This is a genomic window from Streptomyces sp. WG5, from assembly GCF_049974565.1.
Classification (GTDB): Bacteria; Actinomycetota; Actinomycetes; order Streptomycetales; family Streptomycetaceae; genus Streptomyces.
In genome coordinates, this window is the sequence record NZ_JBNGGC010000003.1 from 41,553 (window position 1) to 53,157 (window position 11,605).

General features: G+C 71.4%; 9 protein-coding genes and 1 tRNA gene. 2 read left to right on the forward strand and 8 right to left on the reverse strand.

Annotation, left to right across the window (positions count from 1 at the left end):
- The first annotated feature begins 6 nt into the window (after positions 1 to 6).
- Positions 7 to 1,668, forward strand: a complete 1,662-nt coding sequence (locus ACP4IX_RS03965) for a hypothetical protein (RefSeq protein WP_426518809.1) — start codon at positions 7 to 9, stop codon at positions 1,666 to 1,668.
- A 249-nt stretch (positions 1,669 to 1,917) separates the two neighbouring features.
- Here ACP4IX_RS03965 and ACP4IX_RS03970 read toward each other — a convergent pair whose 3' ends face one another.
- The 4 genes from ACP4IX_RS03970 to ACP4IX_RS03985 form a co-directional block, all read right to left on the reverse strand.
- A complete protein-coding gene (locus ACP4IX_RS03970; RefSeq protein ID WP_426518807.1) occupies positions 1,918 to 2,466 on the reverse strand; it encodes an HIT family protein in 549 nt (182 codons plus the stop codon).
- Between the two features lie 90 nt (positions 2,467 to 2,556).
- On the reverse strand, positions 2,557 to 4,533 hold the full coding sequence (gene thrS, locus ACP4IX_RS03975) for a threonine--tRNA ligase (protein ID WP_426554775.1): 1,977 nt from the start codon (positions 4,531 to 4,533) through the stop codon (positions 2,557 to 2,559).
- Between the two features lie 117 nt (positions 4,534 to 4,650).
- Entirely contained in the window at positions 4,651 to 5,883 is a 1,233-nt protein-coding gene (locus ACP4IX_RS03980) for a hypothetical protein (RefSeq protein WP_426554776.1), read from the reverse strand.
- The gene (locus ACP4IX_RS03985; RefSeq protein WP_426518801.1) at positions 5,880 to 6,446 is read right to left on the reverse strand and encodes a DUF4365 domain-containing protein; all 567 of its coding nucleotides are present in this window, start codon (positions 6,444 to 6,446) and stop codon (positions 5,880 to 5,882) included. Before ACP4IX_RS03985 ends, ACP4IX_RS03980 begins: the two co-directional genes overlap by 4 nt.
- A 171-nt stretch (positions 6,447 to 6,617) precedes the next feature.
- On the opposite strand from ACP4IX_RS03985, the gene ACP4IX_RS03990 reads away from it, so the two are divergent.
- Positions 6,618 to 7,343, forward strand: a complete 726-nt coding sequence (locus ACP4IX_RS03990) for a 3'-5' exonuclease (protein ID WP_426518799.1) — start codon at positions 6,618 to 6,620, stop codon at positions 7,341 to 7,343.
- Between the two features lie 47 nt (positions 7,344 to 7,390).
- On the opposite strand, the gene ACP4IX_RS03995 is transcribed toward ACP4IX_RS03990, so the two are convergent.
- The 4 genes from ACP4IX_RS03995 to ACP4IX_RS04010 form a co-directional block, all read right to left on the reverse strand.
- A tRNA-Val gene (locus ACP4IX_RS03995) sits at positions 7,391 to 7,462 on the reverse strand.
- 39 nt (positions 7,463 to 7,501) lie between these two features.
- Positions 7,502 to 7,948: an SRPBCC family protein gene (locus tag ACP4IX_RS04000; protein WP_426554777.1), complete on the reverse strand. Its 447-nt coding sequence runs from the start codon at positions 7,946 to 7,948 to the stop codon at positions 7,502 to 7,504.
- 39 nt (positions 7,949 to 7,987) lie between these two features.
- On the reverse strand, positions 7,988 to 10,723 hold the full coding sequence (locus tag ACP4IX_RS04005) for a Tat pathway signal sequence domain protein (RefSeq protein WP_426554778.1): 2,736 nt from the start codon (positions 10,721 to 10,723) through the stop codon (positions 7,988 to 7,990).
- 272 nt (positions 10,724 to 10,995) lie between these two features.
- A complete protein-coding gene (locus ACP4IX_RS04010; RefSeq protein WP_426554779.1) occupies positions 10,996 to 11,595 on the reverse strand; it encodes a hypothetical protein in 600 nt (199 codons plus the stop codon).
- Positions 11,596 to 11,605 lie beyond the last annotated feature (10 nt).

Consider the following 11,605-nt stretch of genomic DNA (forward strand, 5'->3'; position numbering starts at 1 on the left):
GCGGGAATGACCGTTGACGGCGGTTACGCGGACTTCTTCGGGCCGCAGGTGCCGCGTACGGACGACGGGGGGCAGACGGCCACCTTCGCGCTGGCCTCGGCCGCCTACCGGGACAACCCGATGGAGGAGATCAAGAAGGCCGACAACGAGTGGCACCAGACGGCCGTCAACGCGGGACGGTCCTGGGCCACGATCTTCCGTCCCAACCTCGGCGAGGCCTTCTCCCGCGCGGTGGCCGACCGGATGCTGGGCAGCGGCCGCAAGCCGCTCATCCAGTCGTTCGGCGCCGAACCGCAGGTGGTCGTCGAGCACTGCCTGGCGGCCAACGGCATCCGCAAGGCGCGCGACGCCCGGCTGTCCGCGGTGATCGTGGTGTGCGGTCTGCTGTTCCTGCCCGGCATGCTGGTCTGGCTGATCGGCTTCCAGATCCGCACCACCGTCGCCAAGACGGAGAACAAGCAGGCCGGTGCCCTGGGCACCGCGGTACTCGTGGCGATAGCCGCGCTGGCCGTGCTGTTCCTCCTCAAGATGCCCTTCGGCGGTTTCTGGGCCTGGTACGCGCGTGCCGCGGTCGTGATGCCCGTCATCGGCTGGTTCTGGGCCAAGCGGATCTGCGAGGGCACGGCGAAGGACCTGCGGGAACGCTGGGCGGGCCTCCTGTCGGGCGCCGGCGTCGGTGCCAAGGTGCCGGAGGCGGTACCCAGCAACCCCGGCGAGACGGCGGCCGAGCAGCTGCGCCAGTCCCTGGCCAAGCTCGGCGCCGAGCAGCAGTCCAACTCCGTCTTCTACGCCGGCCCCAAGGGCATACTCGGCATGGGCACGCGCTGGGGCAGCTGGCAGCTCGCCGAGGATCTGGTGCCGGCCGACCCAACCCGGGAGATCCACCCCTTCCGCAGCTGGGACGTCGTCCGGTCCATCCACGACCAGCTGCGCATGCTGGAGCGCGGCCCGCTGAACACCGGCGGTTTCCCGAAGCCGTCCATCCGGCACTGGGTGGTGACCCCGATCGGTGAGAACGCCAAGGCGGTGTCCCGCCCGGAGGGCACGGACGTCGAGGCCTACCAGGTCAAGCCGCACGCGATACAGGACATCTGCAACAAGCAGCAGTTCAGCGCGGGCGACCGGCACTACCTGGGCGTCCAGTGGACGCTGTGGGACGGTCAGCTGGTCATCACCATGCTGATCACCGTGACCGTGCTGTACGAGACGCTGCGCATCGAGGTCACCGGCCACGCTCTGGGCCCGGTGAACCCGCTCTTCACCACCGCGCCGGAGGCCCCCTCGAAGGAGGTCGCCAAGTCGTTCAAGCCGTGGGAGACGCGGAAGATCATGCTCCCCCTGGTCACCGCGAACGAGGTGGTCCGGCTCGCCGTCCGGGCTCCGCTCACCTGGTATCCGCCGTTGCTGAACTGGCTCGGCGGCACGATCGGGCTGCCGGAGCCGTTCGGGCTGCGGCACGCGTGGGCGGACCAGCCGTGGCGGCATCGCTTCATGGCCGACGACGCATTGCGGGCGGCCACGCCGGTGCTGCGGGTGGTGCACTCGGCGGCGATCAAGGTGCTGGAGGAGAACGGCGTGGACACGGAGAAGTTCGGAACGCGGTCGGCGTTCCTGAGCACGGCCGTGCAGGATCCCACTCCGGGCAAGGCGGACCTGTACAACGCGTAGGCCCCGCTGCGGGGGTCCTGCGGTGCTGGAGAGCGCCGTCCGGATCTTGCCGGGGTCCGCGGGGTCCCGGCAAGCGCTCCCCACGGCCTGAAGGGCGTGGGGAGCGCCCCCAGCGGCGTCGCGGTCGGCTGCCAGGGCTTCCGGCGCCCTGTCGCCCTCCTCCGCCCCGCAGCCGCACGCCTCGGGTCCCGCTCGGGCCGGTCGCGGGGCACCGTCGCCCCGGGGCCGGCCTGAACCGAACGACACGGCCTAGGCGGAGGGCCACGCCTCCGCCAGCATCGTGCGGGTGTCCCCCAGCAGCTGTGGCAAGACCCGCGTCTGGCCGACGACGGGCATGAAGTTGGAGTCACCGCCCCACCGGGGCACGATGTGCTGGTGAAGGTGGGCAGCGATGCCCGCGCCGGCCACCGTGCCCTGGTTCATTCCCACATTGAAACCGTGGGCCCCGGAGGCTCTGCGCAGCACCGTCATGGCCTGCTTGGTGAGTTCCGCGAGCTCCGCGGTCTCCCCGTCCGTCAGATCCGTGTAGTCGGCGACATGACGGTAGGGCACGACCATGGTGTGGCCGCCGGTGTAGGGGTACAGATTGAGCACCGCGTAGACCAGCTCGCCGCGCCGGACGATCAGTCCGTCCTCGTCGGACTTCGCCGGGATCGAGCAGAAGGGGCAGCCGTCGTCGGCACCGGGGCCGCTCGGCTTGTTCTCGCCCTGGATGTACGCCATCCGGTGGGGCGTCCACAGACGCTGGAACGCGTCCGGCGTCCCCACTCCCAGCTGCTGCTCCGGCTCACTCGTCATGCGTGCAGCATATGGCGTCGGCGCTCGTGAACCGAAAGGGCCCCCGGGAGCGCCTCCCGGGGGCCGGTCCCCGCGATCACGGGGAACGTGTCACACCTGAATACGGCGCTCCACCACATCGACGAGCTTCGCCAGCGCCTGGTCCCGCGGGATGCCGTTCTCCTGCGAACCGTCGCGGTAGCGGAAGGAGACCGTGCCCGCGTTCATGTCGTCGTCGCCCACGATGATCATGAACGGGACCTTCTGCTTCTGGGCCGTCCTGATCTTCTTCTGCATACGGTCCGAGGAGGAGTCGACCTCCACCCGCAGGCCCTTCGTCCTGGCCTCCGCGGCGAACTTCTCCAGGTACTCGACGTGGGCGTCACCCACCGGGATGCCGACCGCCTGGACGGGGGCCAGCCACGCCGGGAAGGCGCCCGCGTAGTGCTCCAGGAGCACCGCGAAGAAGCGCTCGATGGAGCCGAACAGAGCGCGGTGGATCATGACCGGGCGGGTCTTGCTGCCGTCCGCGGCCGTGTACTCCAGGTCGAAGCGCTCCGGCAGGTTGAAGTCGAGCTGGATGGTCGACATCTGCCAGGTGCGGCCGATGGCGTCCTTGGTCTGGACGGAGATCTTCGGGCCGTAGAAGGCTGCACCGCCCGGGTCCGGGACCAGGGGCAGGCCCTGCTTCTCGGCGACCTGGCGCAGCGTCTCCGTCGCCTCTTCCCAGGCCTCGTCGCTACCGACGAACTTCTCCGGGTCCTTGGTGGACAGCTCCAGGTAGAAGTCGGTCAGGCCGTAGTCGCGCAGCAGGTTCAGCACGAAGGTGAGCGTCTTGTCGAGCTCCTCCGACATCTGCTCACGGGTGCAGTAGATGTGCGCGTCGTCCTGGGTGAAGCCGCGGGCCCGGGTCAGACCGTGCACGACGCCCGACTTCTCGTAGCGGTAGACCGTACCGAACTCGAAGAGCCTCAACGGCAGTTCACGGTACGAGCGACCGCGCGCGTCGAAGATCAGGTTGTGCATCGGGCAGTTCATGGGCTTGAGGTAGTAGTCCACGCCCTCGTCGAGCTGCATGGGCGGGTACATGCCGTCGGCGTACCAGTCCAGGTGGCCCGAGGTCTCGAAGAGCTTCCCCTTCGTCGCGTGCGGGGTGTAGACGAACTCGTACCCCTCCTCCTCGTGGCGGCGCCGCGAGTAGTCCTCCATGACCCGGCGGACGACGCCGCCCTTGGGGTGGAAGACGGCGAGGCCTGAGCCGATCTGCTCCGGGATCGAGAACAGGTCCAGCTCGCTGCCGAGCCTCCGGTGGTCGCGCTTCTCGGCCTCGGCGAGGAACTCCAGGTGCGCCTTCAGCTCGTCCTTGGTCGGCCAGGCGGTGCCGTAGATGCGCTGGAGCATCGGGTTCTTCTCGCTGCCGCGCCAGTAGGCGGCGGCGTTGCGCATCAGCTTGAACGCGGGGATGTTGCGGGTGGTGGGCAGGTGGGGACCGCGGCAGAGGTCCTTCCAGCACAGCTCGCCGGTCTTGGCGTCCAGGTTGTCGTAGATCGTCAGCTCGCCGGCGCCGACCTCGACGTCCGCGCCGTCGTCGTGCGACGCGGAGCCCTTGAGGCCGATCAGCTCCAGCTTGTACGGCTCGTCGGCGAGCTCCTCGCGGGCCTCGTCGTCGGTGACGACGCGGCGCGAGAAGCGCTGGCCGCGCTTCTGGATCTCCTGCATCTTCTTCTCGATGGCCTTGAGGTCATCGGGGTGGAAGGGCTTCTCGACGTCGAAGTCGTAGTAGAAGCCGTCCTTGACGGGCGGGCCGATGCCCAGCTTGGCCTCGGGGAACAGCTCCTGCACGGCCTGCGCCATGACGTGCGCGGTGGAGTGGCGCAGGATGTCCAGGCCGTCCTCGGACGAGATCTCGACGCCCTCGACGGTCTCGCCGTCCTCGACCTCGTAGGCGAGGTCCCTGAGCTCACCGGATACGCGGGCGGCGACGATCGAGCGCTCGCCGGCGAAGAGCTCGGCGGCCGTCGTGCCCGTAGTCACCACGCGTTCTTCCCGCTCGGAATCGCGTTGGATGATCACACGGACGTCTGACACCGGTCTCTCCTGACTGAAGGTGGGGCCGCGGCGCCATACCAAAGCGCACGCATGAGGGCGATCGTACCGACCCGGGCCCGTGCATCGCGAAATCGTTCCCGCCGTCGCTCCCGGCGGTCAGTCCTCGCAGTCCCCTCCGCAGGCCTCCTCGAAGAAGGCCGCCACCTCGACGTGCTCCTGCACCGCCTTCAGCAGCCGGTCCCGCTCCGCGTCGTCGACCTGTACGGGAGCGATCTCGCAGGCGCCGGTGAGCCGGCGGAATCCGCCCCGGCTCTCCAGCCGGCCGAGCACCCGCACCGGCAGCCCGACGAGGTGGGCGTGCCCGGCGATCCGGTAGGCCTCCTCGTCCAGGGTGATCCGCACGTGCGGGACCTCGGCGCCGGCCAGCACCCGCAGCCGTACGGTGCCCGCGCCGCGCGGTCCGGGCCGGCGCATACGGACGACGGTGCCGGTGATCCGCACCGGTACGGACGGCTCCACGCTCAGGTAGCGGGCGGCGGCCTCGCGCAGCGCGGGCAGGTCGCCGGGCGAGAACTCGACGGGCTCGGTGACGGCGGCGCAGCCCTCGGGGACGCCCGCGGACGGCGACCAGTCGACGGCGATCCACGCTCCCTCCGTGCCGCGGACCAGGGTGACGAGCGCCTCGGTGAGTTCGTGGCTGACGCCGGCCGCGACGGCCGTGTCGAAGGCCTCCATGCCGCCGGTGGCCCGCCGGTAGTCGACGGCCTCCCGGGCGGCGTGCAGCGCCTGGTGGAGGCGTACGGCGAGCGGGCGGCCGGTGGTGACCGGCACGAACGCCGTGAGCCGGCGGCCGCCGGAGGCGGGGCCGACCAGGACGTTCTCCAGGGCCTCGGCGGCGGCCCGCCGGTGCCGGGCACCGTAGTAGCCGGCCCGCGCGCGCGTGGCGAGCGCTGCGGCGAGCAGCATCCGGCGGGCGGCGGAGCGCAGCTGCTCCTCCACGGTCCAGGACGGGGTGTCGCCGGGACCGGTCGGCACGTCGCGCCCCCAGCGGATCTCGTCGCTGGGTACGGCGAGGGAGACGAGGATCTCGCGGGCGGCGGGCGTGCCGCTGCGGGACAGGGCGAGCAGTGCCTCGCCCAGCAGGTCGTCGCTGTCGGGGAAGGCTCGGCTGACGGGCACCAGCAGGCTGGTGGCGCCGGCACCCGGGCCGGGCGGGGTCCAGCGGCCGTAACGGCCCGGGGCGCCACCGCGCCGCCGCCAGCCGTGCCGGTGGAGCAGGGCGGTGAGGACGGCGGGGTCGACGGTGCCGGACTCGGGCGGGTGGTCCTCGCTCCAGGCGGAGCCGTCGACGGGGTGGGGCAGTGGCTCCCCGGTCGGGCGGTGCGTCATGGTTTCCCTCCCGTCCCGACCCGCGTCATGATCTCGCACAGCGCCCGGTCGTCGAAGACCCGCGCGGTCGGTATCCGCACGGTGGTGCGCCGCCGGCCGGTGACCGGATGTCCGGCGAGGTTGGTCCAGTAGCAGCAGTGCCTGAGGTCGAGCCGGTCGTGACCGGCCCGCAGCCACTGGTCCCGGGACCGGGGGACGATCATCACGACCAGGATCTTGTGCACCGAGACCGGGGTGCGGGCGAGCTTCGCCAGGTGCTCGTTGTCGAGCGTGAAGGAGAAGGAGCGGCCGGGTGGGCTCGGCGGGATCTGGTACGTCGCCTTGAGCTGCACCTTGATGGTGACCTCGTCGTCGACCGTGTGCCCGGGGGCGCTGTGGCTGACGTGCCAGTCGATGCCGTTGTCGGGGAAGGGCTGGGAGAGCGAGCAGCCCGCCGCCGCGGCGACCGCGTGGAGGTAGCCGACCTGCAGGGTCTCCATGCAGGCGGTGGTGGCGAGGGAGCCGCGAGTGGGCGCGGTGCGCTCGGGCAGCAGCCCGCCCCGTTCGGGCTGCGCTATGGCCATGGCCAACAGCCTTCCAGAACTGGTCAATCCCCGCTGAGGGCCTGTGAACTGCCGAGACCCCCACTCCTGTTGTGTCCTTCCGGCGTACGCCGCAAACAGCGCGGGTATCACCGGACCGGGACAGAGGGCGGCGCGTCAGCGGCCGTGTCCGGACGAGGAGTTGAGTGCCCTATGACGAGCTGGTTCGAGGGGCCGCTGGCCGCCTTCGACACGGAGACGACGGGTGTGGACGTCGAGACCGACCGGATCGTGTCGGCAGCCCTCGTCGTCCAGGATGCGCCGGGCCTGCGGCCGCGCGTCACCCGCTGGCTGGTGAACCCGGGGGTGCCGGTGCCTGGGGCGGCGACGGCCGTGCACGGGCTGACGGATGAGCATGTGCAGCGCCACGGTCGCTGGCCGGCGCCGGTGATGTGGGAGATAGCCGAGGCGCTGGCCGAGCAGGCCCGTGCCGGGCGTCCGCTCGTGGTGATGAACGCGCCGTTCGACCTCACGCTGCTGGACCGGGAGTTGCGCCGGCACCGCGACTCCTCCCTCGGCCGCTGGCTGGAACGGACGTCACTGCACGTGCTGGATCCACGGGTGCTCGACAAGCACCTGGACCGCTACCGCAAGGGCCGCCGCACCCTGACCGACCTGTGCGCGCACTACGGCGTCGAACTGGAGGGCGCGCACGACGCGGCGGCCGACGCGCAGGCCGCGCTGGAGGTCGTGCGGGCGGTGGGGCGCCGTTTCCCGGGGCGGCTGGAGCGTCTGTCCGCCGCCGAGCTGCACTCGCTCCAGGCGGTGTGGCACGCGGGGCAGGCGCGGGGGCTCCAGGCGTGGTTCGCGCTGAACGGGACCGAGGAGGCGGTGGACCCGGCCTGGCCACTGCGGCCGGACCTGCCGACGGCGGCGTGATCGCACGAAGAAGCCGGTCCGCCATGCGGCGGACCGGCTTTTCCCGGTGGGCGATACTGGGTTCGAACCAGTGACCTCTTCGGTGTGAACGAAGCGCTCTCCCACTGAGCTAATCGCCCGGGAACGCACTGAACAATACAGGGCCCGGCGCTCTCTCTTCAAACCGCTTGCAGGTGGGCCGCCAGTCCGCGCCGCCCCGCCCGCATCATCAGCCGGTGGTTGGCCCGGAACAGGGGGCGCCCGGGCACGGCGAGGCGGCGCAGCAGCGGCTTGCCGACGACGACCTCCTGGTCGTACCGGACGAGGGCGCCGGAGCCGCGCGGGGCGACCGTCCAGCGCGCCCAGCCCTCCATGTCTCCGTCGATCGCGACCTCCAGCACGCCCGCCGCCGGGTCGCGCCGCCGCTCGCGCAGGGTGGTGGTCAGGTCGTACGGCAGGAGCGAACGGATCCGGACGACCCCGCCGGTGTCGCCGAGCCGGGTGACCTGGCGCACCTGGGGCCACCAGCGGGGGTAGTCCTCGATCCGTTCCAGCGAGCGGTAGACGGTCGGGGCGGGCGCGGGCAGGGCCCACAGGCTGCGGAATCGGTAATGGTTCCAGTCCACCTGTGGAGTGTGCCCGAGCCCGCGCCCGTCCCGTGCCGGTTACGGCATCCTGTCGCCGAGGAGTGCCAGGTTCTCGATGGCGGCGAGGCCGTAGAGCGCGGTGTCGTTGGTGGACACCCAGGTCGCCTCGCTGCCCGGCACCAGCGTGACGGGGCCGCTCAGTTCCTCCGTCGTCCAGGGCGCCGACTCCTTGTAGCCGTCGGAGGCGTAGAACTTCTGCCACGCGCGCGCGGCGAGCTTCTCGTCCCCGGTCCGTACCGCCGCGTAGGCGTCGAGGCGCGAGTGGCCCTGGAAGAGGATGAGGCTGCCGAAGTTGCTGCCGTAGCGGGCCGCCTGTTCGGTCTTGGAGGCGTTGAAGTAGCGGCAGTAGTCGTAGTACGCCTCGTTGAACTCCGGCATGTCGACGAGGTCGATCAGCTCGGCGCACAGTTCGTTCAGGCCGAAGACGGCCGACAGGTGGGAGACCTCGACCTTCGGGGTCTCGGCGATCGCGAACCGGCCGGTGTCGAGGTCGTACAGGCCGCTGCCCTGGACGAAGCCGTTGGGCTGGGCGGCGATGGTCTCCATGGTGGACAGGACGCGGGCCCTGGCCTTCTCCCACTTGGGGCCCTTGCGCTCCCACTCGGTCAGCCACGCCGAGACCAGGCCGCTCCAGTCGGTGCCGAAGCCGACGGAGAGGGCGTTGCGGTCGGGGGTGTAGGGCTCGGTGCGGATCTTGCGGAGCGGGTCGAGGGCGAGGAAGGTCTCGTCGGAGTCGACGTTGGCGTGCATGAGGTCGCCGACGCGTTCGTCGGCGGTGAGGAAGTAGTAGTAGCGCCGGTAGGTGGTGTTGGCGATGCGCTGCTGCTTGGCGCTGTCGGCGTAGTGCTGGACGCCGTGCCGGGTGCCGAGGCCGGCCCATTCGCCGAGGTGGTAGACGTCCACCTCGCCGGTGTGCCGGGTCATGGCCTCGGCGAAGCGGAAGATGTCGGCGCGGCCGGAGCGCAGGTAGGCGTACCAGAGCCACAGGTCGGGCGAGAGCTCGGAGTTGTCCCAGGCGTAGCCGCCGACGTCGTAGCGCCACTGGTGCCGGGCGGTGTCGTAGGTGTGCATGATGTCGCCGTAGTCCCAGAAGCCGTACCAGCGGCGCTGCTCCACCTGGTCCTTGTAGTAGGTGAAGAGGAAGTCGAGGTGGTCCTCGATCTTGGCCTTGGCGGGTGTGGAGCGGTCGGGTTCGGAGTAGAGGCCGGGGCCGAAGACGCCGGCCTTGATGAGCTGCTTCGGCGGGGCGGCGAGCTGCGGCAGGACGCGGACCGCCTCGACCTGTTCGGCGAGTGTCTCGGCGCTCGGGGTCGCGGCGTTGGCCCAGAACATCAGCTCGGAGGTGCGGGCGATGCCGTAGGGGGTGCCGAACCCGGGCTCGTAGTCCTCGTAGGTGATGTTGAGGCCCTCGATCTGCTCGGGGAAGGTGTCCTGGCCCATGCCGTCGTGGTAGAAGCGCAGGTCCATGGGCTGGGCCTCGGGCGACCAGAGCCAGAGGGTGACCTCGGCCTCGTCGGTCTGGGCGTCGCGGATGTCGAGCTGGGCGGGGTGCTTCTCCCAGAAGTCGCGCAGGCCGAAGGAGAGTCCGCCGCTCGCCCCGCCGACGTAGCCGAATCCGGAGGCGCGCCGGCCGCCGCCGGCCCCGATCCAGCCGTGGCCCTTCTTGGTGCGCTTGCGCAGGGTGAAGCCGTCGGCGGAGAGCTGGGAGAGGGTGTAGTCGCCCCACTCCGGGATGTACTTCAGGCGGGTGGTGACGCGCTGGTCCCAGGTGGCGGGGTCGGGCAGCTTCTCCCCCGCGAACTGTGCCGCCTGTACGGCCGCTCCGGGGTCGCGGCGCAGGCCGGTGATGCCCTTGACGGCTTCGCGCAGCAGGCCGGTGCCCTCGCCGCCGATGCGGATGTGCCGGTCGTAGGCCTCGTCGCGCATCGGCACGGTGAAGCGGACACCGAGGCCGCGGATGAAGTCACCGCTCGCCTTGCCCGGCTCCTGCTTCCCGTCGAACGTGATCGTGTGCACCATGCGGAAGGAGTCGGCGCCCGCGTAGAAGTAGAGGCGGATGGAGAAGGGCAGCCAGCTCCGGCCTCCCCTGCGGTGCTTGCCGTCGATGCGGACGACGGCGCGGACCGGTCCCTCCTGCTCGACCTTCACCTCGTCGACGGCGCCGTCGAAGCGCTCGTACTTCACCGTGCCCTGGTCGCCGTCCTCGATCTCGGGCTGGCGCAGCAGGACGAGGCGGCCGTTCCTGGCGATCTCGGTGGAGCCTCTGGTGACCGACTTGATCAGTGTCGACCCCGACTTGCCGATTCTGGCGGTGATGGCACCGGTCGATATGTCGATGGTGCCGCCGCGCTGGTCGACGGTGATCTTCTTCGCCGGTGCGGCGGGGGTGCCGGCGGTCAGGGTGAGCGCGCCGTTGCCCGAGCCGACGGCGTGCGCGGTCCACTTCAGGGAGCCGTCCGGCCAGTAGGCGAGGGGCCAGGACTGCGAGGGCACGGCCTTGCCGTCCGCGTCCGTGACGGCGAACGTCTGGTCCTCCCGGTACGTGCCCTTGGGCCACGGGACGCCGACGGTGGAGCCGGGTGCGGCGCCGAGGCCGCCGTCCTCCAGCCAGGTCAGGGTGACCGGGTCGGCGTCGCCGTCCTTGGCGGCGGGTGCGGCCTGGGCGGTCTTCGCGCCCAGTGCCCAGCTGAACTGGGCGGCGGCGCCGGCGACGGCCGCCGCCTTGAGGAGGGACCTGCGGGGGATGGGGGACATGGCCTTTCCTTTCCGTTCCGTGCGGATGCGGGGGGTGTCAAGGGCATGGCTCTGACGCGCGGCGGACTGTCACCGGCACGGCACTGACGCGCGGCGGACTGTCACGGGCACGGCTCCGACGTGCGACGGGCCGTCATGGGCACGGCGCCGAACGCGTGGGCGGGCTCTGACGGGCATGACGCTGAACTCGTAAGGTGCTCGAAGGTGCTGTCACGGGCATGACAGTCGAGCCCCGACGCCGGCGCACCGGCTCGGGTGGGCGGGCGCCGCCGTCAGCGGCGCCGGTAGCGCTCCTCCACGGCGACGGCCGCCGCCGCGACGGCACCGAGGACGGCGACCGCCAGTGGCGCGCTGAACCAGGCCGAGCAGACCACGACGGCCAGCCCGCCGACGATGAGGAAGGAGCCGGCGGGATCGAGCACGGTGCGGCGTCCGGCCTGCGCGAGCAAGGAGCGCCAGGAGGCGCCGGGCCGCCAGGCCGCCGCCGCGCGCAGCCCGGCCACGGCCGCGCCGATCAGGGCGGACACTCCGACGGCGCCCACGAACGGGCCGCCCGGCAGTCCGCTGCGTACGGCCTGCACGTCCACCCAGACCGCGGCCAGGGCGGCCCACCCGGCGAGCCCGACGAGCCACCCGCGGCGCACCGCCACCAGGAAGTCGGCGGTGAACTCCCGCCAGCCGCCGCGCTCATGGGCGAGCCGGCGCCCGAGGTGCCGCGCGCCGGCCGCGAACGCGGCGGGGTAGGTGACCAGCGGCAGCGAGGCCACCGCGATCCACACTCCGGTGAGCAGGCACTCGGCGAACAGGGCGAACCCCTCCGCGAACCGTGACTCCCCCCGCTCGGCGCGGGCCTCGGCGCGTGCCTCGGTCATGATCGCTTCA